Raw genomic sequence first — 24,311 nt, forward strand, 5'->3', positions numbered from 1 at the left:
CTAATTACACCAACAAGGTGACGACAAAGCGCGAACGCTTATATGTCGCCATCTTGAGGGAGCTTAGGGTAAAGCACAAGTTCAAAATCATCGAGCCTTTGCCATTTTTCTTTCTTATAAACAGCCTTTTCTAAAACTGACTTTAGGAGGCTGTTTTTCTTTTTTGGATCATCTGTTTTGGAGTACAGATCAAGAACATGCTCCACTTGAGGTATTGTATCTTTCTTTACTTTTTCCTTTTTTATTTCTGTTTTAATTTCTTTCTTTAAGTTTTCCATCGTTGAAGTAATTTCATTAATACGATCGGAAATTACATTCGAGCGTTCTAAAAACATATCGACAGTGTAAACGCCACGCTCTAATAAATCGTGTAAATTATTTTTTTGTTTTTGGACATCCAATAATTCTTTTTCAAGCTTACGTAGTGCAACTTCATTCATTTGAATAACTTGTGTTTCTTTCAATTTGTCATCTTGCTTATGTTTTTCAAAATCAGCTTTATAATTGACATACCATTCTTTTAAAGCCTCGAGTAATCGTCTCTCGATTAATTCAGTATAGCTTGATTTGTTTTCGCAGCCACGGTGTTTACAATCCATAGCTTCTTTTCGATTTTTCGGATAACGTTGGACCATGCTGTAACCACATTTACTGCATTTAATAATACCAGCCAGTGGATTTTTAATTCCGTTTGTATTGTAAGGAACGTGATACCTTGAATTTAATTTATCTTGCACTTGTTCAAACAGACTTTCTGGGATAATTGGTTCATGTTTTCCATCAGCAATAATCCAATCTGATTTATCTTGCCTTGCACAACTACGCTTTACAGCGTCAGGACGTTTCACTTCTTTTCGTTTTTGCCACGTTACTTTTCCGATGTATACATTGTTTTTTAATATATCTAAGATACTGTAGGGGTTCCATTCGTTTCCTAACTTACTTTTGTAGCCAAGATCATTTAACTTGCTTCTGATTGCGTTAGCGCCCATATCCTCATTTGCATACCAATCAAATATCATTCTTACAACAGAAGCTTCTTCTGAATTAATCGTTAAAGTACGCTCTCGCTTATTTAAACGATGGATATCATATCCAAAGGGCGCATGTGTACCAAGGTAATTCCCAGCCTCTACACTAGCAATACGACCTCGTTGCATACGGCGTGTAATAATCTTTAACTCCTTACGTGCCATAAATGCTTCAAATTCGCTGTATTCTTCGTCCCACTCATCATTAAGGTCATAAGTCTTCCTAGGTGTCATAATCTTCGTATTCGAGCGTTTAAACGTCTCTAGAATGATTCCTTGCTCTTTCATACCACCACGACCTAAACGGTCCATATCCATGCAAAGAACAGCATCATATTTGTTATCTTCAATTTCTTCAAGTAGCGCCAACATTTCAGGGCGTTTCACTAAGCTCTCACCAGAAACAATTTCCTCACGGACAGCTAAAATATTTAAGTTCATTTCCTTGGCAATTTTCAACAGGGTAGAGCGGTGCTTTGCTAAAGTTTCACCTTCACCACTTGCTTCGGCTTCGAGATCCGCACGGGATTTTCTTAGGTAGATTGCGGTTTTCATAGTGGGAGAACCTCCTTTGTATTATTTATTATATAAAAAATAATACGAATAAATATATATTTTTTAAGTTCAAAATAAAACGTATGTTCGTTTTTGTGTAGAAATAAAAGGCGTGAGGATATCAGCCTTTTATCTTTGAGTATATTAGTGATATTGGATAAGGATAGATTCTCTAAGGCAAATATTATTGAACTGTAACAAATTTCTTAAAGAATGCCTTACGTTTTGTCTTATCATACACGTATGGATCGTTAAACTTTTTGACCCAAGACTTGTCTTCGACTTTTAAATCTTCAATCTTAAATCCAAGATATGAATTCAAAGAATTTCTATCCAAGCTAGTGCTATATGTTTTCCCATCGAATGGAAGAGTCATTTTTACCGTATTTAAATCTGGAAACTGTCTTAGTAATCTAGCTGGTTCACTTACAAACATTTTCTCAATAGCGTCTCCAGTTGAGAAATATTGTTTATAAAGTTCTTCTGTGACGTTGCTATCTGGTTTTGCTGATTTATAAGATGCAAATGAATCATGGAATGTAATTTCAGCTTCTTTATTATTAAGTTTCATATCCTTAATAAAATTTCCGCCTCTGATGTTTTGGGCATAGGAGGCAAATTCTTTTTGTTTTTCTTCAGCTTTTTTTTGTTCCTCAGCTAATTTCTTTTCTTCAGCCTTTTGTTTATCCTCAGCTTCTTTTTGTTCTTTAGCCTTTTGTTTCTCTTCGGCTTTTAGCTTTTCATCAGCTTCTTTTTGCTCTTTAGCCTTTTGTTTCTCTTCGGCTTTTAGCTTTTCATCAGCTTCTTTTTGCTCTTTAGCCTTTTGTTTCTCTTCGGCTTTTAGCTTTTCATCAGCTTCTTTTTGTTCTTTATCTTTTTGTTTCTCTTCGGCTTTTTGCTCTTTAGCCTTTTGTTTCTCTTCGGCTTTTAGTTTTTCATCAGCTTCTTTTTGTTCTTTATCTTTTTGTTTTTCTTCGGCCTTTAGCTTTTCTTCAGCTTTTTGTTTAGCGAGAATTTCTTGTTTTTCTTGTGGTGTCATGTTCATGTTAACTACAATTAATGAAATGATAGATAAAACAAAAGCTATACCTGTAAGCTTAAAATATTTCTTAGTGGTTGGTTTCTTTTTTAAACGAAGCACCAATGATGTAATTAGTAAAATGAACGTGGCTATAATTGCTATTGCAAATAGAAATGAGAAAAATATTTTCATCTATGTAACTCCTAACTTATAAAGTTGTATTTTAAATTCATATTAATAGGTTTTTAAACGAGCAAAATTTTCTGGAATCCCATAGATTTCAGCTACTTCTTGAATTGATAGATTAGTATCTTGATATTCAGAAATCATTTCATCAGGTAATAAGAGCTCGACTGCGAATGTATTTGCTTCAATCTCTAACCGATCTACAGAATACAGAGTTTTATTTCTTAAAAATGGAGTATTTGCTTTTGGGTGTAATAGGGCATGTCCAAGTTCATGAGCACACACAAAACGTTGAGTGGTTTCATCGATTTGATTATTAATATGAATGAATTTAAAGCGTTTGTATGTGTTGTAAAAACCAAGAGTATTCCCAAGGTCTTCAAACAACACTATAATATTTTTTCGTCTAGCAATTTTAAATGGATTTGTTGTTTCATGTTTTTCTGCGATTTTGATTGCGTATTCTTTAATGTTCATTTCTCCCTCCGTTCAATCTTTTTTATACTTGTTTGGAGTGAATTTTTGTTTTGCTAATTGTTTTGCCATGCGCATTGAGTTCTCCAGAGAAATACGAATCATTTCTTTTGTATGGTCGTCTATTGGTTCTCCATCAAACATTAACGCTTCATCACTGTTTTCTAAATCCTTTAATGTTTTTTCTAAGTCACGTGCAATATCACGACTATCTTTTTTTGTTAAGTCAGGAAGTGTATTGGGTACTCTTGATTCATCTTCTCTTCCTAATAAATAATCTGTTGTTACTCCTAAAACGTTTGCTAAATCTTTTAGCATTTCGTTTGAGGGAGTGCTATGTCCGTTCTCATAGTTACTAATAGTTCCTTTAGTGGTATTTACTTTATTGGCTAATTCTTGTTGAGTAAGTTTACGTATTTTACGTGTTTCTTTTAACCTTTGTTTCAACATTTTTAGCACCTCCCGTTAATAAAAAGTACAAATATATTGTACCTTATACAAATGAAACATTAAACTTTGTACAAGATAATTGTACAAAGTTGTTGACGTACAAGAATCTTATACTTATAATTAAAGTACAAATTACTTATACAAGGAGCGAGACAGTGAACAAAAATATCAAGTTAATTAGAGCTAGAAAAAAAAGTAAGTTAACGCAACAAGAACTTGCAGGTAGAATGCAAGTTACAAAATCCACAATAAGCAATTGGGAAAATGGTTATAGTAATCCAAATCTTGAAAAAGCTATAAGATTGGCTGCCATTCTTGGGTGTGATGTAAAAGATTTAATTTGATGTATATAAGTACAAGAATCTTATACATTATGAATGGGAAGTGGGTGTGAAAATGACAGTAACTAACATGGCAGTACCAACAGATCAGTCGCATAAACATATAAAAAGCACTTCAAGAGGTGACACCATGAGCCAACAAGAAGAGTATGCAGCGACTTATGAATTTGGAAAAACGAAAGTCCATGTTGTGGCTCCTGAGCCAAAATCACAAAAGGATATTGAGAAAATCCTTCAAGCATATTACAAGGCTGGTTGGGCCATCATCAAAGAAATGCAAGTGAAAGAAAACATTGAGGATTAGTTCCTCTCTTTTTACATGAAAAATAGACAAGTTACATATGTACTAAATTCATTATAACCATTTGAAAACTAAATATGGAGGCGAACAGATATGGGAACAAGCATATACTGCAATTCAGCAATAGGGGAATTATTACAGAATGCTAGAGAATGTTGTGACAATGTTCATCTGAAAACCAAGAAAGGATTATCTAAGTACCTTGGGATTACACATGAAAGATTAACCCGTATTGAATCTGGACTTTCTAAACCAGAATTTGAGCTTGCAATGGATTGGTGTCATGCAACAGGAGCAAAGTTAAATCAACAAGCAATTAAACATATTTATGGTGTTGGGTTACCTCCTACAGATCCACGATTAACTCAAGATGTAAATCTACAATTGATGAACTACATTAAACAGGCTGAAGAGGGGATTATAGCAGCTAAGGAAATCATGAACTTGCAAGTTGCAACAAGGTCATGGAAGCTTGATGAAAAAAAGAAACATGAATACGCAGTTCATGCAAAAGAAATCTTCGATACAATCCAAGCTACTCAATGTGTAGTACAAGCTCTTGAGCAAGTACATTTTGGCATTATGGAACAAATACAAGGAAGTTGGTTGCGAAAGGCTATGGCGGAGAACGTTATTATTCAATCGGTGGATGGCTTAATGACTTTAACAAAGGTGCTGTAAAGGAGGAAGAAAAATGACAGTAGATTATAAGAAACCAAGTTTAAGAGAATATAAGGAACTAATTCGCTATGATGCAAAACTAACTGGTGAAATTAAAATAGCGCAAATACTTGGTGAGGATTCAAAGTCAGTTGAGTTAAAGCAAGAGAAGAAGTTAGTGGGGATTCGAATCAAAATTATCGAAGCATCATTCATTTTAAAACATAAATGGGCAAAAGAAAAAGCTACCGCCTGAGAACAGTAGCTAGCAATAAAGTCTACAAAGCAATTATAACATTTTATTCATTATTTGGACAAGCCACTGTGCTTGTCGTTACAACCAGAAAGGGATTGTTCCTCCATCCCCTACAATGCTCCTTTCTGGTTGTAACGATGCGTACAGCATCAATTCAAATAGAAAGGAGATGTAATTCATGACATATAAATACGATCGTCTTCATGATCTAGTTCTCCCAGGAGACTTTTCATTTGCGAATAAACTTCATAACTGTATGGTTGCATGTATTCATAACATGTTTTATGCAAAATCAGCCGAAGAATCAAATCATTGGGAAGAAGAACTGGAAAGATGTATGAAAGAATTTAAAATGCTTCGTGATACAAAAGAAGAACATGAGGCATCAATGAGTTATCGTGTAGTGATTAAAGATTTAAGAGCAAGAGGAATTAATGCCTCTTTAGTAACACGTAGAAAATAAAAAATCTACCACTTGGCAGAGTGATAGATAAATGGCTTTGGAAAAAATATTTGAATTAATTATATCAAATTAGCATTCGTATAACAACGGAGTGTGTTGCATGCTTTTAGACAAATCATTACATAGAGTGTTGCTGAATCCTAAAGTGTTTCAACAAGCAACATCAAAGCAACACCTAAATTATTTAGTAAAACAATATCTCAAAACAGGATACGAGAATTATCGCTTATTACGTGTAGAGGACGGATTCGCGATATGTAAACGGGAGGATGAATAATATGGCAGTTTATAGACCAGTACATGTTTCATTTTGGCAGGATTCATTTGTTTTAGATCTTACACCGGAGGAAAAGTATTTCTACTTATATTTGATGACAAACAGTAAGACGTCTCAATCAGGAATCTATGAGCTTCCACTTCGTATCATTGAAACGGATACAGGGTACAACCGCGAAACTGTTATGAAGCTATTAGAACGTTTTGTTGAGTATGGAAAAATTAATTACAACCAAAAAACAAAAGAGTTGTTCTTAATCAACTGGTTGAAATTCAATCCAGTTAAAAATGTAAACATTGAAAAGTGTGTTTTAAAAGAAATTCAATCTGTAAAAGATCAAGATTTTCTGGTTGATTTCTATGAAACATGTTTGCAATTAGAAAAAGATCAAGATTTTAAAATTCCTCGTATTAAGGAGTATTTATCAGTCCGTTTGGAGGGGCTTATAAGGGGCTTCCAAGACCCTAGCAAGGAAGAAGAAAAAGAAGAAGAAAAAGAAAAAGAAAAAGAACAACAACAAGAAAAACGCGCAAGCGCGGAAGAAGTTGTTGAGGTTAATCCGATTTCTTTTTACGAACAAAACTTCGGACTGATTACACCTTTTATTGCAGATGGTATTCACGCTTGGATAGATGATTTAAATGCAGAGCTCGTTGTGAAAGCTATGGAAATTGCCTTAGAGAAGAATACGAGAAACATGAATTACGTAAATACAATTTTACGAGATTGGCACCTTAAGGGATTGAAAAAAGTAGCAGATGTTGAAGCCGCTGATAAAGCATTCCGTGCTCAACGATTAGCAAAACCGCAACAATCAACACAAGTACCTTATCAACAAAAAGGCTTATCGGAATCTACTAAAAGCGTAATACAACAGCAAGAATCATGGGAACAAAACATTCCAACGGATGAAGAACTTGCAGCGCTTAATCAAAAAAGTGGGTGGATGGTTCAATGAGTAACGATATGATTCGTAACGCAGAAGCTGAACAAAGTGTTTTAGGTAGCATTATCCAAGAAGGCGATTTAATTAAAGATTGTCAGCTAAAGGCAAAACAATTTTCTTTACCAACACATCAAGTGATTTTTAAAGCGATGAGAGAGTTAGAAGATGCTGAGGTTCCAATAGACCTTGTCGCTCTCATGGGGAAATTTGATGAAAGCTTTATGAATCAAATTGGCGGAATTGGATTCTTTGTAAACCTGACAGAAGTTGTTACCACAACAAAAAACTTTTCTTATCATGAAGGTTTAGTAATTGAGGCGTGGAAGATGCGACATGCTCAGGAGGTTGCTGGTAACTTATATAATCGTCTTCAGCATGAAAGAGATATGAGCGTTATTAGTACATCGATTGACGAGTTAAGCGCCATTGAGGAAACGGGTTATTCAGATGAATTTAATTTAAAGGAAACCCTAGTTGATCTGTATAAGAACATGCAAATTGATGTAGGTGATTTAACCGGTATACCAACTGGTTATGACGACTTAAACAGAATGACCGCAGGATTGCAAGAAGGTGATTTAATTATTATCGGTGCCCGTCCTTCAATGGGGAAAACAGCATTTGTATTAAACGTTGCTTTCCATGCAGCAAGCGCTCATACAGCAACAGGGGTCTTTTCTCTAGAGATGGGCGAAGAACAGTTACTTAAGCGTATGATCTCAAGTACTGGAAATATAGATGCTACGAAATTAAAGAACCCTAAAAAGCTATGTAATTTAAAGGATTGGGAAAAGATTAGTCAGGCTATGGGCTTGATAAATGATTTACCATTAGAAATTTACGATAAAGCAAATGTAACGATGCAAGAGATTTACGCAAAGACTAGGAAATTAAAGCGTAAGTATCCTGATAAAAAGGTGCTAGTCGCAATTGATTATTTGCAGCTTATTGTAGGTGATCCGAAGCATAGAGGAAACCGCATGCAGGAGATTGGGGAGATTAGTCGGAAGCTGAAGCTTATGGCACGTGAGTTAAATGTATGTGTAGTCGCATTATCGCAATTAAGCCGAGCTGTTGAAAGCAGACAAGATAAAAGACCGTTACTCTCAGATCTACGTGAAAATGGTCAAATTGAGCAAGATGCAGACTTGATCGCATTCTTATATCGCGAAGATTATTACGACCGTGAAACAGAAAATAAAAACATAACGGAAATTATTTTAGCTAAACAGAGAAATGGCCCGGTTGGTGTGGTTGAACTAGCATTCATTAAAGAGTTTAGTAAGTTTGTAAATTTAGAGAGAAAGTTCAATCATCCACAGGAGGCCTAATCATGTTGTTACGGCAGGAAGTAGAGCGCAGAAAACTAGCAATTATTCGTAAATTATTGGGATTAGGATTAACTGAAATTAACGGACAAACATTAGATCAACTAACGTTAACGCAGCTTGAAGGAATTTTAATAGCAAGCTTGCAGGTATTGGAGGGGAAAAACAATGCCAAAGCAATTAACAATTTTTGACGTGGAACCAGTTGTATCATTTGATCCTAAGAAGGCTCATGTTCATCGGTTAAATTCTAAACTACGTTTTGCTGACGTTGTTGTACAAATACCACGCCAAGCAAAGGCGATTGACGAATTAAAACCAACGACAGCGCCAGATGATCGTTACGAATTATTTGAGGATTATACAATTGGGATCTGGCGTTATAAGCGAGTGGAGGATAAACAGTTTGATTGGGAAGAAGCTGAAGAGATATGTAAGCGAGCAAGGGATAGCAAAGAGCCCATTCCAATACGGCTTCATCTATCCTTGGAACAATCGTTTGTTCCGGAGAATGTTGTGCAGTATTTATAAGCAAATAAAAAAGCCGAGAATACTCCCGACTACTTTCGACAAAGTAATTATATCATGGGAGTGGTGAATGTGGCGATTATTAAAGAAGATATTGCAGAAATGAGAGCGGAAATTTCTTTAGCTGAAAATATGGTTTATATCGTGAAAGATGGACAAGTTCGTCAAATAGAGCCGCCGATAAGTGGTCATGGTGAGCAGTCCTTGATATACAAGAATAAAAAAGTAATTCGTATTGAAAAACGAGAATCGGAGTTGATTTAGCCTAGCTTTTATTTTTTTAAACAAGTTGGAAATTGGGGTAATAACAAACCTTGAATTTTGTTCAGGATGAAGACTCAGTGAACAATTAATGAATAAAAGGAGAAATCCCTGCGGGGGCAAGGATTTCGGAGGGGAGAGGCTATTGTCGTACTGTGTCGAAATTTGGCGTATTCGACAAATTAATATTATCACGAATTTTCAAGTAATTGTGATGTTCGATGTGTCAAAAATGTGTACGAATTTTATATAAAAGCGTTATTTTGTTGAAAAGTAATGCGGAGATAAATAAGACCGCTCCTTTATCGGAACGGCCGTACAAATATCATGTGCTGGAGGTCTCATCAAATAGCTTGAGATGTTTTCTCTAAACAGTATGGCCAAAAATTTTTACGATTATACGCAAAAACGGCAGGTAATTGACTAAGTTACCTGCTACGTTCTTGCACGACACGGAGGAGCGCTTTCCGTTTTGAAAGAGTGCAGCCAGGGAGAAACCGGCTTAGAGCTAGTATGTGTAATATAAAAAAGATTATTCGAAAAGGGGAATGAGAGATGAAAAAATATACAGGTTTTGAAGCAATTGAAAGATTGAAAACAAATGTAATTGATGATGGTAAGTCGCTTTATAGATACAACATGGAATTAAATTTAATTGAATTTAGTATGAAAGAACCTGAACTACCATGGCAAAATGTAATCATTGATATTTCGTTCTTCTTCAGTAGAGAATTTGTAGATTATGTAGAGCCGTTAGAAGTTGGGGACTGGGTATGTCATGAAGAAGATGTATTGATCGGAAAGGTTACTAAAAAAGATGGACGGTATGTAGCTACAGACAATATGCGTGAGGGATTAGCGTCATATTGGGATGATGGATTGAGAAAAGCAGATCCAGAAGAAGTCGCACAAGAAAAGCGCCGTAGAGTATTTAAAAAGCATGGACGTGCTATAGATGAATTTAAAGAAGGTGACATTGCAACGCCAGCAGATAACGATAAGGCCTTGCTGCTTATAGAGGATTATAATCTTCAGAAAAACACAGTAAAAATAGGCGGGACTTACTACACTGCTCTTGATTTAAACCCGTTATATTTTATAGAAAACAAGGTGAAGATAGAAAACTGATTTTTAACAAAATAGTTAATTTAATAAAAAAGCAGTTAGCTTTCGCTAGGCTGCTTTGCTCCCTAATGGAGTTCTTGTTATGTGATTTAGATGAAGATACTACCTACTAGGAATAAAGCTCCTAGCAAAATTAGAGAATCAACTAAAATCAAGAACTGGTTTTTCTGTGGCTTTTTCAATTCCTTTATTAAGCTAAAAACTGCACTCAATCCGAAACAAATGTATAACAAAATCATTATTGTTTCTGACATAATTAACACTCCTAATATATTGATAACTTAATTATATAACGAAAAACATTTGTATGTAAGTTTTTAACAAAATCCTTATTTTTTATTAAAAACTGCCCTTGTATTCTGGGGTCACAAGGGCAGAAGATATATGGGTTTGCAAAGGGAAATTTGCAAATTCTTATAAATTCTAACACACGTATTTAACCATAGGGGTTACAAAAGCGTAACAAAATCGTTATTTAAATAAAAGAAACCCCGATTGTCTGCGGGGTTCCTAAGGGTAATCGTCAAGTAATGACGTACTCGACTAATTAACGATATCATGAATTTTTTGGTAAAAATACTGGTAAATGTGTCCAAACGGATAGGGCATCATTTTGAACCAAAACGCTATTTGGGTAGGAAAGGGGAATAAGGATGATTCCATGGGACAAGCGAGTATATGCATTGTATCAAGGTGATCAGTTTATAACAGAGGGGACAATTTTAGAGGTTAGTGAAAAGGAAAATAAATCATTAGATTGGCTTCGGTGCATGTTGGCTCCAAGCTATGAAAAGGTGTGCGGTAACAGTACAAAGCGGTTGCGATTAATTCGATTAGATGATGACGAAGAATGATATAAAAATTTCATTTTGTAGAGAATTGAATATGACGAACCTGATTATTATAGGAAGAGGAATAAGGCTTTTTATGAGCTAGCTTATAAGTTTGGGATTGAGGTGGAAGGAAACCGCTAATTTTAGCGGTTTTTTTCATATATGTTCAGTATGATATTAAAGAAAATATGAAATATTTTCATCTGAAGTATATGATTTGTGATTTGTTTTAGTTAAAATAGAGAAAGCAAATTAATTGAACGTAGTTTGTTTTTAGAGTGTAGGGGAATGAGGGAACAGACTACTATAAGGGGGAGGATGCCTGTGAGACATGATATTTTAGATTTTGAAAAGGTAGTTCCAAAAGCGTTAATTAGTTTCTATGTGGATAAAATGGAATTAGAGGCAGATCGCCGTAGCTTTGAAAATATGTATAATGCTATTAATGAATCAGATTCGGAGTTAGTTGAAATGCTGTATAACAATTATAGTTGTGCAGGAAAAACGGCTGTCAATATTTTTCAAGAAGTTACGCTTCCGGCAGGTTTTTTAACAAAAGAGAAAATGGTTAGGATTTTACAAAAAGAAATCGGTTCAAGTTCAATATTCAATCGGGAGTTCAAACCTCCATTATCAGACGAACCACAGATTAATTATGTCGAGGACAGAGGTGACTCAATTCTTATTCAGTTTGTGGCAAAAGATAAACCACGTAGAATTCGAAATGGATACGATATTATGGAGGTTGTATCTGTAAATTTTGAGTTTGCAATCGTTCGATTTATGGGCCCTACTATTATCGAGTTACGATGTGCATATAATAAGCATAATAGGTTTTTAGCTTGCTTTGAAAATTACTTTAGGGAAGAACTTAAAGAAGTAGGTAGAGAGTTTGAATGGATACCAATCACAAAAGTAACGAATGCAGAAGCTGAAGAGATTGCGAAACGCTTATCGGCAGGTCTTGTTGAAGCGGATCATAAAGACGAAGGGATTTATGATAGACATATAGTTACAGCTAGTCCTGACGTGAAGAATTTGCGAGAGCAAGAAGAATATATACAGCAATTTAAAAATAAGATGTTATTATCTCAGTCTTTAATAATTAGTGCAAAAGAAGAAACGACTTTTGGAGAGTATGAGACTGAAGTGAAGTTTAAAATTAATTTACATACTGGCTTTCAATTTTTAAGTAAAGTTAGTGAAGCTGTAATCGACTATGTGATGAATGTGTTTATTGATGTAAGATATAATGAGGGTGGCATTAAAGAAGAAGTTGTTGGACAAGATGCCGTCCTTAGTGAGACCCAAGCTATATAATTTATAAAGGAGGGCGAGGTTGATGTTTAATGTAGCAAAAATTGATGATGCACTAAAGATACTCGCAATCAATAATCGCTACCGCTTCAATGCCCAACAAGTAGCATACCTTTCAGGAAATAGTGATGTTAATGAGGTTTATCGGTATTTATGTACTAGAGAACCATATGTTTTAAAAAGGTCTTATGAAGTATTGTGTCCAGAAAGGTTTGATTCAGCTGCTGCATATTCTACATTAGAAAAAATTCCGAAAAGCTGGATTGAATGTAGAATATGTGGGGAAGAATTTATCCCGGATGAAAATTTAATTCATATCGTTTTTTCATTTACTCCATCTTATTTAGAACAGGTTAGGAAGGAAATAGATGATGAAAAAAAGACGCGACGCCCATTGATGGTTATGTGTTAAGTGCTGAAGAACTTGCTATATTGGACAAAATGCAACACACAATGGGTGATACTAATAGACATTTTCAGATAAATCTTTTTACAAAAGGAGGAAGAATGGTTATGACTGATAGTTATAATGATAATTCAACAACTATATCTGGTGGTACTGTGAAAGGAAACCAATTTGCAGGTGGTTCGAAAGATTTCCAAGGTGTTATAAATAATGTTTCAGGTACTGAAAAAGAAAAAATAGAAACGTTAACAAATGATTTAATAGAATCTTTGAAAAGGGAAGAAACAATAGAAAATGCAAATCCCGAAGAGATAATAGATGCTGTTAACCAAGTTAGGGATGCGACTAAAAAACCAAAAATAAATAAATTGTCTTTAAGAGGAATTTTAGACGGAATTAATATGGTTATGACAAGTGTAAATGGAATATCGGATAAAACAAAGGGAATTTATGATCAGTGGCATGATCAAATTTCGCAATTGTTTTAATAGAAACGGGCTTCCTTATTAAAAGAGGAAGCCTGTTTATTTATGAGTTTTGATAAAAAAACAGATAAGAAAATGGTATAATAATACCAATTACACATTTAGTCCTACTGGAAGAACCAGCGGACACCAAGCTATAAAGAGCATTAGTGATATTGCTCTATAGTTTGGTGTCCGCTTTTTTGTTTTTATTAACAAAATAGATAAGGGGTGTTTTTATATATGGCGGCGCAATTAACTTTCTTACCTAAAATTGATCGCAAAGCAACACAGGTTTGTTTAGAAGAGATTCTTGAAAATGTCCGTATTTATAGACAATTCGGGATGATTAGAAATGAGATGAAGGTTACAGCATCTAGCGAAGTAAGATATCATGGTCCAACAAATATAGTAGGAAAGCCAGCTGAAGATATCGCTTTAGCAAATGTTGCTATGAGTGAAAGAGAAGTGAAATTACAACGTTTATCTTTTCAAATTGATAAGGCATTAAGTCGTTTTAGCAAAAGCCAAAGGGACATTGTTGTAAAACGATATTTGGAAGATGAAGAAGTTTTTGATTACATGGTTTATAACGAGATTGGTATGAGTGAACGTACATATAGACGAAATAAATCCAATGCTTTTTATAAACTAGCTTTTGCTCTTAGATTAGAAGTATATGAGATAGAAGAACAGAATGGAGGGGATGACCTATGAACTTTGTTCAACCTATTCGTGATTCAGAGCAAATACAACAGATTAAAGAATATCTGAAAGAAAACAGCGAACGTAATTTTATATTGTTTGTAATAGGAATTAACACAGGTTTACGTATTAGCGACATTCTCAAATTGAAGATAGGTGATTTGAAAGGTAGCCATATTTCAATGAGAGAAAAAAAGACAGGGAAACAAAAACGTATTCAGTTAACTCCAGCGTTAAAAAGAGAATTACGGTGGTACATTGAAGAACGAGATGACAGTGAGTATGTAATTAAAAGTCGCGAAGGCACTAATAGACCAATTGGACGAAGCATGGCATATAAGATACTTAGAAGTACGGCATCAGAGTTTGGGTTAGATGAGATAGGTACACATACATTACGTAAGACATTTGGATATCACATGTATATGCAAACAAAGAATATAGCCTTACTTATGGAGATATTTAATCATTCATCTGAAAGGGTTACGTTAAGATACATAGGAGTCAACCAAGATGCGATGGATAAAGCTATGATTAAATTTAAAATATAGCGACATCCTTTTTATTTTTTGATTTTTATAGTTACCCATTTTTTACGTGTTGTGTAATTCAAAAGGAAAAGGCTTATGAAGCTATGAATATCAAGGGCTCTAGCGAAAGGGCCAGTTACACAAAATATAAGATATGGATAAGTGGCGATATTGATATATTCAGAAAATGAAAATGTTGTTATAATAGGATTATATATATTTAAAAGACTTTAAGAGAACAGAGAGGGCTTGTTGTAACATTATATTTAGTACTAATTATATTGTTTATTAGGAGGATAAATTAATGAAAGAAATAGAAATGCAGCTAAGGCTGTTAAAGAAGATGTTACCTTGGCTTTTAATTCATTATAACGTTGATGATTTGTTTATTGAAAATAAGGATGCTGCATTAACAATTATTATGGAAAAATTAGAAAAGGAAGAAATATTGGATCAGAAAAATATGATGTTAATCTCTCATGGGTTTCATTTTGGTAAGCAAAAGTTTTTAAGATTGTTAGATCGTTTTGATGAAGAAGACTTCTCTGAGAACAAAGAAATGTTATTATTTAAAGCAGTATCAATATTTGAAAGTGCTGTAAATGGCATGCTGCACGAAGAGTTAGAGCTCCAGTTTGGAATGAGTCCCGCTAAAATAAATAAAATTTTAACTAGATTGAAAGTTGAAGAGAAACTTGATTGGTTTTTACAAATTTTATGTGGAGAAACTTTTTTGCAGCAAAAAGAGTGGGCGACAATTAAACCAATAATTACTTTGCGAAATTCTTTTATCCATCCCAAACCAACTGATATTGATAAATATCATGAGCAGAGTGATGCAATTAGTAAAGAAAGTTTACTTAAGTTTATGGAAGATTGTACAGAATGCTATAACTTTTTAAATAATTTAAAGAGTAGTGAAGTCAAAGAATATAATGAAAAGATAAAAAAACTAACTGCATTAATTAGTCAAGACATTACGTATTAATGGGCCCTTAAAAATGGCTCATTTTTTATTTTTTAATAGTTAAAGTGAAGTGATGTATTTGGAAAAGCGAGATAAACAAAAAGAAATTGAAATAGTCGATTCACCATTAGCACAAATAGCTTGGGAGTAAAAGGGATGAGAGTTAGAAATAAGATAGAAGGGTGACAAAAGGTTCATGTAGAATTGGCAGATTCGTGACCGCTTTTTGGCAGGAAATGTGCCGTTTGTTTTGGAATTAACGTGATATATTTGTATTATGAGTAGTGGCGGAAAACATTACTCATAAAATTCCTGATAACTGAAAATGGATCGTCATAACCGGTGGCGATGGTTGCAGATTGGATGAACAGTTGTTTCTTGATTTCACATTCAATTGCAATTCACGTTGTGTAAACGAAGAAGGGCTTTGCTCTTCTTCCAGTTACTTAATAGTTTGTAAACAAATTATTACGGAAACTTTAGGTAATTGGAAGAAGAATAAAACTTCATTTACCGTATTTATATAGTAGTGACAAAAGAAATTGACGAAAGGACAACTGGTGCACGGTTGCTCTTTTGTGATTTATTCCTATTTAGAAATGGTATAAAATTATATTGGAACTAATTTCTAATATAGGGGTGAATAAGATGAGTATTAAGGATAAAATTAAGTTAATAAACACACCAGAAGATGTATTGGAAGCTGCTAAAGATCTGTTGAAAAATGGGCATGAAATAGTTGATACACTTTCTGAATATAGTCCATATCTTAAGCTTGGTAGTAAATGGAGGAATTTTAGAAGAGAGAAAAAGTGTAAAGAATTCCTGCAAGGATTAGGGATGAAGGTGCTCTCACGAGAAGAACTTACATCCGATGGTTTAAAGAAATTAGATGAGTTATTGATGAAAAACGTAAATAGGCTTTTAGTTTTAGACATCTTAGAAGAGGCAACAAAAACAGCATCTGATACTTCCTCAAAGTTATTAGGGATTATAGCTGGTCAAGTGATGGAAGGGGAACGAGAATTTAGCTATAATGATTGGCTTCTTGTAAATGGACTGAAAAATATGAATGATTGGGATCTTGAAAACCTAAAAAAAGTTTACTTGTATTTTGATTCATATCCACAAGAAGAGCATGTAAATTCTGCATGTGTTTACTTTGATTTGCCACTGTGTGAGTGTAATGATACAGAGGTTCCTGACATTGACGATATTTTAAACAGTGAAGATTTTAAAATGTTTGAAACCTCTATAATGCGGATTAATAGTTTGCAAATTTTAAGCACTGGTCCTACGGTACAGAATGTTAGTAATCCAGTATGTTTTCTATCAAATAAGGTTGGAGATGAAATATACGATTTACTAAATTTGATTAATGATTGAATGTGATTCTTTAAAGCATTCCTTAGGGGGAGTGCTTTTTATTATGAAAAAATTATATAGGTGGTGTAGAGAAAATGATCACTTAAATTAGAAAGACTGTATCTGTTGTTATTGAATATGGTTATAATAATGAATTACGTAGGCTCACTTCTACAATGTATCGAACCTATTGCAAAAATGAATTATAGTAATGACATAAGAAATTGACGGAAGGGCAACTGATACATGGTCGCTCTTTTGTAATGTCGATTGGTGTCGAATTGTTAAGATAGAAAATTGTCATTTCCTATCTGATAATGATAATAGGAGGTGATATCATGGATGTTAAAGAAATAGTTTATCATATATTACAAGCGATAAATGCTGGTGAAAAGAATATAACTGCTGATAACTTAGAAACCGATGAGCAAACATTTAGAGACCTATGTGAATGGATAGAAGATAATAATTGGGCTGTTGGTATCAATTGTCAGTATTATCAAGTTGATTTCTCAAATGCAAAGGTGACTATCGAAGGTAAGAATTATTTAATGCAAAAATCTATTTAATTTGAAAGCATTCCTTATGGAGTGCTTTTTATTATGTAAAAAAGAGGGATTTTCTCTCCTTTGTCGAATTTTATAAAGAAATAGCGGATTATGTATAATAATCTGATTGTAAAGGAGAGGATTAAAATTATTACACATTCAGAATTACAAAAAGAATTTCAAAGAGAAAAAGGTTCTTCCCTATATCACCATAGAGTTGACGCATTAATTAGTTCTTTGGATGAAAATAATATTATAGAAAAATTAGGAGAAGGATATTTATTTTATCCTCGAAACTTGTGGGTAGAAAGAAAGGATATTGAATTATTCTTTTTCTCAAACCATTCAATCACAATATGTAATATCGATAAAATGTACAATATACATATTCGTACTATATCAACAAATAGTTTAAGAAAGTTAGAGTTACTTACAAATACAAGAAATGGAAGTGTGGAATTGGTAATACACATACTAAATGAAGAGCCAATTAGACTTTCGAATCATCATGATACAAATGATGCTTGGAGAAGTAAATTTTATGATTTGATACTAGAAATACACGCTCAATTAAGTGAGAAAATGTAAGCATTCCTTATGGAGTGCTTTTTATTTTGGAGGAGGATGGATGATGGATGAGATTGATTTAAACCATAGATATTGGTGTTTCGGATTTGATCAATATTATCCTAACGGTGGGTTTGCTGACATTCTGAAAAGTACTGATTCTAAACAAGAAGCGATTAAATGGTATGAAGAAGAAAAAGAACGTTTCGACTATTGTGAGGTTTGGGATTCTGAAGCACGTGAGTATGTAGACAGTGAGAAGGAGTGAGCTAAATGAAACTAACTAAACAAGAACAAGCGGTTGTAATTGGTACATTAATTCCATTACTTGGACAGGACCTTGTAAACGAACGTATCGATAAACAAAAATTAGAAAGTGCGATTCCAGTCTTTAATGCAATTGAAGATAACACAACACCAAAGCAAAGAAGAGAAGCGATGATTAGTTTGCTAGATAAAACAATTGATGAATTCCTGGAGAGTAAGGAGTGAGAATAATTGGATAGTGTTATAGATGGTAAGATTGCTGCACTTGGTCTTATGCCTATTGATAAGAAAGCATATATCAAATACCTTAAGCCTCTTGAAAAAGCACACAAAAAAGCCGGAATAGATGTTAAGTATTACAAGCTGTATGGAGAGAAACCTATGTTTTATTCCATGAAATACCTGAAACAAACATCAATAAAAGAATTACTGGAAAGAGATAGATGGAGAAAGGATTTAAGTGTAAGGAGTGATATAGATGTGTGAGCATAAGTATCAAGTGTTAGATAGTGAGACTACTTCTTTTTATTCTGATGCTAATCGTTATGGTGTAGATGTATCAGCTACTTTCTACTGTGAGAAGTGCCTTGATATTCAACACCGAGAGAAGCGTATTGATACAGGTGTGATTGAGGTAAAGGATAGTGAATGAATACAAAACCAAACAACAGAAGCGTAAGTTCTATGACAGTGGTGAGTGGAAGAGTATACGAGAGCAAGTAAAGAAGCGAGACAACTATGAATGTCAGGAATGCAAACGAAACGGTCGTGTTCAAACAGATACCAATGAGTACAGTGAGAGTGCGAGGCGTAAGAAGATACAACTCGTTGTCCATCATAAAAAAGAACTAGAACATCATCCAGAACTTGCATTAGAAATAGATAATTTAGAAACAGTCTGTGTGGATTGCCACAATAAAGAACACGGTAGAACATTCAAAAAGAAAATCAACAAATGGGAAAACGATGAAAAGTGGTAAAAATGATTCGAAAACAGTACCCCCCCTTAAAATATTCCATCAAAAATTGCTCTAAGGGGCACCGGAGGAGGGGGTTAACTGTCAGGTTTTTTTCGAAAATACGCACGTAAGGGGGGTGGGTAGATGGCTGTTAGTATTGTAAAGTTAAAGGAACAGCTTATGAATAGTATTGATACGACAGATTTAGTTGAAGTTGAAAAGGTAGAACGCTATATTGATCTAGTTAAAGCATTTCGAAAAATTAATAAAACGATAACTAAAGAAGGGGAATCCGTAACAATTAAAAATGGAACTCAAGTTTTCGTTAAAGCCCACCCTCTTATAAGTGAGAGGAATAAAATTAACAGTTCTTTAATTGCGTTAGGGAGAGATATAAAGTTTGTTGTTAAGAATACTATCCCTAATACAGGTTATAGCAAAAGTGATCTTACATGATTAAGCAAAAGTATGTGGAAGAATATATTGAACTTTATCGAAGTGGGAAGGTAAAGTTTAATAAAGAAAGAGAACTGTTAATTGAATATCTAGAAAAACATGTTTTAAACAGAGACGATTTGTATTTTGATGATGAAATGATTGAGGATTGTATCAACTTCGGTGAGAAGTGGTATTTTCCGTTGCAGCCATTTCAAAAATTCTTAATAGCATTCGTCTTTTTATTTTATAAGAAAAATGGACGTGTATTTTATCGTAAATTCCTATGGATGTTAGGACGTGGCGGCGGTAAAAACGGTCTGATTTCTGTTATTATTCACTTTTTAATTAGTGAATTACATGGCATTCCAGAGTATAACATTTCAGTTGTAGCGAATAGTGAAGAACAAGCAAAAACAAGCCCTGACGAAGTTCATAAATGTGTGAAGAAGAATGAGGTCTTGAAAAGAGCCTTTAAAACAACGTTAACTCAAACAGTTTCAAAGGCTACTGAGAGTGTATTGAAGTTTAGGACTTCAAATGGAGATACAAAAGATGGTTTGCGTGATGGAGCGGTTGTATTTGATGAAATACATCAATACGAAAGCAATAAAGATGTCCGTGTTCATATCAGTGGTTTAGGGAAAAAGAAAAACCCACGTGAATTTTACATTGGAACAGATGGATATGTTCGTGACGGTTTCTTAGATAAGCAAAAAGAAAAGGCAATGAAGGTATTAAATGGCGAAGCACGTCCGAATGCTGTCTTTCCTTTTATTTGTAAATTGAATGACGAAACTGAAGTAGATGATCTTGATAATTGGGAGCTTGCGAATCCTATGTTATCTAAGCCTTTAAGTGAGTATGCTGAGGGGTTACTTGAAACAATTAAGGAAGAATATGAAGATTTAGAAGACGACCCGAGCAATAGAGAAGAGTTCATGACAAAGCGTATGAACTTACCTGTTACTAATTTAGAACGCTCTGTTGCAAAGTGGTCAGAAATTCTTGCTACAAATCGACCGTTACCAGATTTACACGGACAAGAATGCATTGGATCGTTAGACTTTGCAAGTATTCGAGATTTCGCGGCATGTGGTCTTTTATTTAGACAAACTGGAGAGTATATTTTTAAAACTCATTCCTTTGTACGAAAAGAATTTGTTGATATCTATTATGGATATTCAAAAAAAGCAGGCGAGTTCAAAAAACAGAAGTTTGCACCAATAAAAGAATGGGAAGAACAAGGTTTACTAACTGTTGTGGACGAGCCTACTATCAATCCTCAACACATTGTTGACTGGTTTGTAAAAATGCGTGAACAATATGGCGTTAAGAAAATTATAGCTGATAACTTCCGAATGGAAGCGATAAGACCTTTATTAGTAGCTGAAGGGTTTGAAATAGAAGTTATAAGAAACCCTAAGGCAATTCATAGTTTATTAGCGCCACGAATTGAAATGGCATTTGCAAATGAGCAGATTGTTTTTGGTGATAACCCTCTTATGCGCTGGTATACACAGAATGTATTGGTTGTGATTAAGGGTGACGGAAACAAAATATATGAAAAGAAAGAACCGGTGCGAAGAAAAACTGACGGATTCCAAAGTTTTGTTCATGCTCTTTATCGAGCAGATGAAATACGAGAAGCAGCAGATTTCATATTAAGCGATATTAAATTCTAATAAAGGGGGGTGGTAACCATTGGATGGTTAGGTTCAGTATTCAAAAGAAATAAAGAGCTAGAATTTATGGTCGATCTGGATTTGATTGCTGATACAGCAAACAGGGTTCATATGAAACGATTAGCACTTGATACATGCGTATCTTTTCTAGGAAGAACGATTAGTCAATCTGAATTCAGAGTAAGAAACGGTAAAGCATTTGAAAAGAATGAGCTTTATTATCGCTTAAACGTTAGACCGAACAAAAACATGACGGCCAGCACTTTTTGGGAAAGATTTATTCGTAAACTTATTTATGATAATGAATGCTTAGTCATACAAGCTGATGATGGTGATTTACTTATTGCCGATGGATTCCAGCATATTGAGTATGCTGTGTTTGAAGATACTTTTACCGATGTAATAGTAAAAGATTACACGTTTAAGAGAAATTTTAAACAAAGCGAAGTAATTCACTTAAAGTATCGGAACGATAAATTATCTCCACTTATTGATGGATTATTTGAGGATTACGGAGATTTATTTGGTAGGATAGTAAACTCACAGAAGCGTAAAAATCAAGTTCGTGGCACAGTTGATATGGATATGATTAGTGCCAAAACAGAAGAACAAATAGCGAAGTTACAAGAGTTTATAGACAACATGTATAAGTCAATTGGTTCAAAAGACATAGCTATTGTCCCGCAACAAAAGGGTATTAATTATAACGAAATATATAATGGTGTTGCGAATGGCCCAAGTGTGGAAGAAATCAATAAAGTAACAAATGGGTTTTTAAATCAAGTAGCAATGGCCATTGGTATTCCGACAGCTTTATTATATGGGGAAATGGCTGATGTAGAGAAGCAGACGAAAAATTATATGCTTTTCACAGTAAGGCCATTATTAAAAAAGCTATCTGATGAAGCGAATGTTAAATTCTTTGAAATGAATGAATATCTTTCAGGACAAAATATTATAGTTAAGGCTGTTTCTTATCAGAGTATATTTGACCTTGCAACAAGTATTGATAAACTCATTTCTTCAAGTGCATTTACAGGAAATGAGATTCGTTCAGAAGTAGATTATGAAGAGTCTGATGATCCAAACTTAAATATCCATCATATTACGAAGAACTATACGAAACTAAATGAATCTGAAGGGGGTGAGAAATGATGAAACATGTGAACATGAATAAGCTTTTAAATTTAAAACGAGATATTCGCTTTGAAGCTAAAGGTGAGAATGAGTATAAATTAACTGTTTATGGGTCAATCGGTGGATGGTTTAGTGAAAATAATGCTGAAGCTGTAAGAAGAAAAATTCAAGATGTTAAAGCAGAAAAAATTCACGTTCATATTAATTCGGGTGGAGGTTCCGCATTTGATGGTGTAGCCATTTGTAATCAGTTAAAGCAGCATGATGCAGAAATTATAGTTCATATTGATGGTTGGGCAGCTAGTGCCGCATCTGTAATTGCAATGGCAGGTGATAAAATCATAATGCCTAGTAATACTATGATGATGATTCATCAAGCAAGTACCTTTGAATATGGAAATGCAGACCTTTTTGAAAAAACCGCACGAGATCTACGAAAGATTGATTCAGCTTTAGCGGCATCTTATAAAAAACGTTTTGTTGGAACAGATGAAGAATTAAAACAGCTTTTAAAAGATGAAACTTGGCTAACAGCAGAGGAAGCAGTTGCTCTTGGTTTAGCTGATGAAATTGCTGATGAAATTGAAATAGATGATACGCAAGAAGAGGAAGAAGAGGAAGTTGTAGAAAATTTTAAAGAAGATTTAGTAGTTAAGTATACGAAACAGCCAAATAATCAAAAACCAAAAGAGCCTATTCAAGAGCCTGTTAAAACAAAACAGAATCTGAGTACGCTCTTTTTAACTTTAGGAGGAAAATAAATTATGGTAATTAAATTTAATAACTTTGAAGATAAAAAACTAGCTTTTGCAAAAGCGACACAAGAAGGTACACCAGAAGAACAAACAGCAGCATTAAATTCTATGATTGAAGCACTTGCTACAGATGTTCGTTCCGATATCTTGAATCAAGTCAATGAATCTATGGTAGACCGTTCTATTATGCAGTCTCGTGGTTCTAACGTATTAACGAGTGAGGAAATGAAATTCTTTAATGCAGTCGTTCAAGATGGTGGATTTAAAGATACTGAAACATTACCTAAGACAACACAAGAACGAATTTTTGATGATTTAGTTCAAGGTCATCCGTTGTTAGAACATATCGGATTAGAAAACTTAGGTGCTGTGACAGAATTTATCTATGGAGATCCAGAAGGTGCAGCTGTATGGGGACCATTATTCGGTGATATTAAAGGACAACTAAATGCTACATTCCGAAAAGAGTCTATCTCTCAACTTAAATTAACGGCATTTATCCCATTGGCAAATGACATGCTTAAGCTTGGTCCAGTATGGGTGGAAAGATATGTTCGTACAATGATTTCAGAAGCTATGTCTGTAGGTTTAGAACGCGGATTTGTAATTGGTACAGGTAAAGATGAGCCTATCGGATTGTTAAAAGATCCAAGTGGAAGTGTTGTTGGAGGAGTATATCCAGATAAAAAAACAGCAGGGACTTTAACGTTTGAACCAGGTCGCAAAACAATCAACGAATTAAAAGGCGTTGTTAAATTACTGGCTAAAAAGCTAAATCCTGATGGTAAAACTGATGCAGACAGACCAAAAAATATTGCTGGGAAATTCGTTATGGTAACAAATCCGTTTGATACTTTTGATATCCAAGCAAATGCAACAATTCAAAATGCGGCTGGAGTGTATGTGACAAGCTTACCTTTCAATCCAACTCCTACAGAATCAGTGTTTGTCCCTCAAGGAAAGGTCCTGTTTTTTGTTAAAGGAGAGTATATTGCAGCGATGGGCGGAACTGAACCAATTAAAAAATATGAAGAAACATTAGCTTTAGAGGATGCGACACTTTACATCGCTAAACAATACGCTACAGGTAAGCCGAAGGACAAATATACATCTCAAGTTTACACATTAAAACTTGAAGAAGCACCAACTCCACCAACTCAAGGGTGAT

General features: G+C 34.3%; 36 protein-coding genes and 1 pseudogene. 32 read left to right on the top strand and 5 right to left on the bottom strand.

Features of this window, described 5'->3' with window-relative positions; translation table 11 throughout:
• Positions 1 to 38 precede the first annotated feature (38 nt).
• The 4 genes from SB773_RS26995 to SB773_RS27010 all read right to left on the bottom strand — a co-directional run bounded on the left by SB773_RS26995 (position 39) and on the right by SB773_RS27010 (position 3,717).
• Positions 39 to 1,586, bottom strand: a complete 1,548-nt coding sequence (locus SB773_RS26995) for a recombinase family protein (protein WP_410593221.1) — start codon at positions 1,584 to 1,586, stop codon at positions 39 to 41.
• Between the two features lie 184 nt (positions 1,587 to 1,770).
• Complete coding sequence (locus tag SB773_RS27000) at positions 1,771 to 2,799, bottom strand: hypothetical protein (RefSeq protein ID WP_410593223.1); 1,029 nt, start codon at positions 2,797 to 2,799, stop codon at positions 1,771 to 1,773.
• 42 nt (positions 2,800 to 2,841) lie between these two features.
• Positions 2,842 to 3,270 carry an ImmA/IrrE family metallo-endopeptidase gene (locus SB773_RS27005; RefSeq protein ID WP_199692826.1) on the bottom strand — a complete coding sequence of 143 codons (429 nt, stop codon included), beginning with the start codon at positions 3,268 to 3,270 and terminating at the stop codon, positions 2,842 to 2,844.
• 12 nt (positions 3,271 to 3,282) lie between these two features.
• Positions 3,283 to 3,717 carry a helix-turn-helix domain-containing protein gene (locus tag SB773_RS27010; protein ID WP_410593225.1) on the bottom strand — a complete coding sequence of 145 codons (435 nt, stop codon included), beginning with the start codon at positions 3,715 to 3,717 and terminating at the stop codon, positions 3,283 to 3,285.
• Positions 3,718 to 3,872: 155 nt separating this feature from the next.
• Here SB773_RS27010 and SB773_RS27015 point away from each other — a divergent pair, with 155 nt between their 5' ends.
• The 11 genes from SB773_RS27015 to SB773_RS27065 all read left to right on the top strand — a co-directional run bounded on the left by SB773_RS27015 (position 3,873) and on the right by SB773_RS27065 (position 10,206).
• Positions 3,873 to 4,061: a helix-turn-helix transcriptional regulator gene (locus SB773_RS27015; protein ID WP_016105994.1), complete on the top strand. Its 189-nt coding sequence runs from the start codon at positions 3,873 to 3,875 to the stop codon at positions 4,059 to 4,061.
• A gap of 52 nt (positions 4,062 to 4,113) precedes the next feature.
• Entirely contained in the window at positions 4,114 to 4,362 is a 249-nt protein-coding gene (locus tag SB773_RS27020) for a hypothetical protein (RefSeq protein ID WP_410593228.1), read from the top strand.
• A 90-nt stretch (positions 4,363 to 4,452) separates the two neighbouring features.
• Entirely contained in the window at positions 4,453 to 5,040 is a 588-nt protein-coding gene (locus SB773_RS27025) for a sporulation sigma factor-processing peptidase (RefSeq protein WP_410593230.1), read from the top strand.
• Positions 5,041 to 5,053: 13 nt separating this feature from the next.
• Positions 5,054 to 5,275, top strand: a complete 222-nt coding sequence (locus SB773_RS27030) for a hypothetical protein (protein ID WP_016130170.1) — start codon at positions 5,054 to 5,056, stop codon at positions 5,273 to 5,275.
• A 178-nt stretch (positions 5,276 to 5,453) separates the two neighbouring features.
• Positions 5,454 to 5,738, top strand: a complete 285-nt coding sequence (locus SB773_RS27035) for a hypothetical protein (protein WP_410593232.1) — start codon at positions 5,454 to 5,456, stop codon at positions 5,736 to 5,738.
• Between the two features lie 278 nt (positions 5,739 to 6,016).
• Positions 6,017 to 6,973: a DnaD domain-containing protein gene (locus SB773_RS27040; RefSeq protein ID WP_410593234.1), complete on the top strand. Its 957-nt coding sequence runs from the start codon at positions 6,017 to 6,019 to the stop codon at positions 6,971 to 6,973.
• Entirely contained in the window at positions 6,970 to 8,292 is a 1,323-nt protein-coding gene (gene dnaB / locus SB773_RS27045) for a replicative DNA helicase (protein WP_002165172.1), read from the top strand. The genes SB773_RS27040 and dnaB overlap by 4 nt, the downstream gene beginning before the upstream one ends.
• 2 nt (positions 8,293 to 8,294) lie before the next feature.
• Positions 8,295 to 8,483: a hypothetical protein gene (locus SB773_RS27050; RefSeq protein WP_063225956.1), complete on the top strand. Its 189-nt coding sequence runs from the start codon at positions 8,295 to 8,297 to the stop codon at positions 8,481 to 8,483.
• Entirely contained in the window at positions 8,458 to 8,820 is a 363-nt protein-coding gene (locus tag SB773_RS27055; RefSeq protein ID WP_410593237.1) for a cell division protein SepF, read from the top strand. The genes SB773_RS27050 and SB773_RS27055 overlap by 26 nt, the downstream gene beginning before the upstream one ends.
• 69 nt (positions 8,821 to 8,889) lie before the next feature.
• Positions 8,890 to 9,081, top strand: a complete 192-nt coding sequence (locus SB773_RS27060) for a DUF3954 domain-containing protein (protein ID WP_002192662.1) — start codon at positions 8,890 to 8,892, stop codon at positions 9,079 to 9,081.
• A gap of 552 nt (positions 9,082 to 9,633) precedes the next feature.
• Entirely contained in the window at positions 9,634 to 10,206 is a 573-nt protein-coding gene (locus SB773_RS27065; RefSeq protein ID WP_137077044.1) for a hypothetical protein, read from the top strand.
• Positions 10,207 to 10,292: 86 nt separating this feature from the next.
• Here the strand turns inward: SB773_RS27065 and SB773_RS27070 are convergent, their stop codons facing one another.
• On the bottom strand, positions 10,293 to 10,457 hold the full coding sequence (locus SB773_RS27070) for a hypothetical protein (protein ID WP_012261567.1): 165 nt from the start codon (positions 10,455 to 10,457) through the stop codon (positions 10,293 to 10,295).
• Positions 10,458 to 10,856: 399 nt separating this feature from the next.
• Here SB773_RS27070 and SB773_RS27075 point away from each other — a divergent pair, with 399 nt between their 5' ends.
• The 21 genes and pseudogenes from SB773_RS27075 (at position 10,857) to SB773_RS27175 (ending at position 24,310) form a co-directional block, all read left to right on the top strand.
• Positions 10,857 to 11,057 carry a hypothetical protein gene (locus SB773_RS27075; RefSeq protein WP_410593301.1) on the top strand — a complete coding sequence of 67 codons (201 nt, stop codon included), beginning with the start codon at positions 10,857 to 10,859 and terminating at the stop codon, positions 11,055 to 11,057.
• 7 nt (positions 11,058 to 11,064) lie between these two features.
• Positions 11,065 to 11,177, top strand: a pseudogene (locus tag SB773_RS27080) (ArpU family transcriptional regulator); the annotation flags it as partial.
• Positions 11,178 to 11,360: 183 nt separating this feature from the next.
• Positions 11,361 to 12,356 carry a hypothetical protein gene (locus tag SB773_RS27085; RefSeq protein ID WP_410593240.1) on the top strand — a complete coding sequence of 332 codons (996 nt, stop codon included), beginning with the start codon at positions 11,361 to 11,363 and terminating at the stop codon, positions 12,354 to 12,356.
• Between the two features lie 22 nt (positions 12,357 to 12,378).
• Entirely contained in the window at positions 12,379 to 12,765 is a 387-nt protein-coding gene (locus SB773_RS27090) for a hypothetical protein (protein ID WP_410593242.1), read from the top strand.
• A complete protein-coding gene (locus SB773_RS27095) occupies positions 12,759 to 13,247 on the top strand; it encodes a hypothetical protein (protein ID WP_410593243.1) in 489 nt (162 codons plus the stop codon). Before SB773_RS27090 ends, SB773_RS27095 begins: the two co-directional genes overlap by 7 nt.
• A gap of 219 nt (positions 13,248 to 13,466) precedes the next feature.
• Positions 13,467 to 13,940: an ArpU family phage packaging/lysis transcriptional regulator gene (locus tag SB773_RS27100; protein WP_410593245.1), complete on the top strand. Its 474-nt coding sequence runs from the start codon at positions 13,467 to 13,469 to the stop codon at positions 13,938 to 13,940.
• Positions 13,937 to 14,479: a site-specific integrase gene (locus tag SB773_RS27105; RefSeq protein WP_410593247.1), complete on the top strand. Its 543-nt coding sequence runs from the start codon at positions 13,937 to 13,939 to the stop codon at positions 14,477 to 14,479. Before SB773_RS27100 ends, SB773_RS27105 begins: the two co-directional genes overlap by 4 nt.
• A gap of 283 nt (positions 14,480 to 14,762) precedes the next feature.
• Complete coding sequence (locus SB773_RS27110; protein ID WP_404506578.1) at positions 14,763 to 15,446, top strand: hypothetical protein; 684 nt, start codon at positions 14,763 to 14,765, stop codon at positions 15,444 to 15,446.
• Positions 15,447 to 16,073: 627 nt separating this feature from the next.
• Positions 16,074 to 16,811, top strand: coding sequence for a hypothetical protein (locus SB773_RS27115; protein ID WP_410593250.1), 738 nt, complete (start codon positions 16,074 to 16,076; stop codon positions 16,809 to 16,811).
• A gap of 317 nt (positions 16,812 to 17,128) precedes the next feature.
• Positions 17,129 to 17,359: a YjcQ family protein gene (locus SB773_RS27120; protein WP_181295482.1), complete on the top strand. Its 231-nt coding sequence runs from the start codon at positions 17,129 to 17,131 to the stop codon at positions 17,357 to 17,359.
• Between the two features lie 90 nt (positions 17,360 to 17,449).
• Positions 17,450 to 17,926: a DUF3908 family protein gene (locus SB773_RS27125; RefSeq protein WP_410593252.1), complete on the top strand. Its 477-nt coding sequence runs from the start codon at positions 17,450 to 17,452 to the stop codon at positions 17,924 to 17,926.
• Between the two features lie 43 nt (positions 17,927 to 17,969).
• Entirely contained in the window at positions 17,970 to 18,173 is a 204-nt protein-coding gene (locus tag SB773_RS27130; RefSeq protein WP_410593254.1) for a hypothetical protein, read from the top strand.
• A gap of 5 nt (positions 18,174 to 18,178) precedes the next feature.
• Positions 18,179 to 18,397: a hypothetical protein gene (locus tag SB773_RS27135; RefSeq protein ID WP_410593256.1), complete on the top strand. Its 219-nt coding sequence runs from the start codon at positions 18,179 to 18,181 to the stop codon at positions 18,395 to 18,397.
• A 6-nt stretch (positions 18,398 to 18,403) separates the two neighbouring features.
• On the top strand, positions 18,404 to 18,658 hold the full coding sequence (locus SB773_RS27140; protein ID WP_410593258.1) for a hydrolase: 255 nt from the start codon (positions 18,404 to 18,406) through the stop codon (positions 18,656 to 18,658).
• On the top strand, positions 18,651 to 18,824 hold the full coding sequence (locus SB773_RS27145; protein WP_165690430.1) for a hypothetical protein: 174 nt from the start codon (positions 18,651 to 18,653) through the stop codon (positions 18,822 to 18,824). Before SB773_RS27140 ends, SB773_RS27145 begins: the two co-directional genes overlap by 8 nt.
• Complete coding sequence (locus SB773_RS27150) at positions 18,817 to 19,152, top strand: HNH endonuclease (RefSeq protein ID WP_410593261.1); 336 nt, start codon at positions 18,817 to 18,819, stop codon at positions 19,150 to 19,152. The genes SB773_RS27145 and SB773_RS27150 overlap by 8 nt, the downstream gene beginning before the upstream one ends.
• A 123-nt stretch (positions 19,153 to 19,275) precedes the next feature.
• Complete coding sequence (locus SB773_RS27155; RefSeq protein WP_088667279.1) at positions 19,276 to 19,587, top strand: P27 family phage terminase small subunit; 312 nt, start codon at positions 19,276 to 19,278, stop codon at positions 19,585 to 19,587.
• Positions 19,584 to 21,251 (top strand): terminase TerL endonuclease subunit, encoded by a 1,668-nt coding sequence (locus tag SB773_RS27160; RefSeq protein WP_410593264.1) that lies wholly within the window; start codon positions 19,584 to 19,586, stop codon positions 21,249 to 21,251. Before SB773_RS27155 ends, SB773_RS27160 begins: the two co-directional genes overlap by 4 nt.
• 9 nt (positions 21,252 to 21,260) lie before the next feature.
• Entirely contained in the window at positions 21,261 to 22,406 is a 1,146-nt protein-coding gene (locus SB773_RS27165; protein WP_410593266.1) for a phage portal protein, read from the top strand.
• Complete coding sequence (locus tag SB773_RS27170) at positions 22,406 to 23,149, top strand: head maturation protease, ClpP-related (RefSeq protein ID WP_410593299.1); 744 nt, start codon at positions 22,406 to 22,408, stop codon at positions 23,147 to 23,149. The genes SB773_RS27165 and SB773_RS27170 overlap by 1 nt, the downstream gene beginning before the upstream one ends.
• Positions 23,150 to 23,152: 3 nt before the next feature.
• Positions 23,153 to 24,310: a phage major capsid protein gene (locus tag SB773_RS27175; protein WP_410593268.1), complete on the top strand. Its 1,158-nt coding sequence runs from the start codon at positions 23,153 to 23,155 to the stop codon at positions 24,308 to 24,310.
• The last annotated feature ends 1 nt before the right edge of the window (position 24,311 follow it).

It is taken from the genome of Bacillus sp. SIMBA_074 (genome assembly GCF_046534555.1).
Taxonomy (GTDB): Bacteria; Bacillota; Bacilli; order Bacillales; family Bacillaceae_G; genus Bacillus_A; species Bacillus_A mycoides.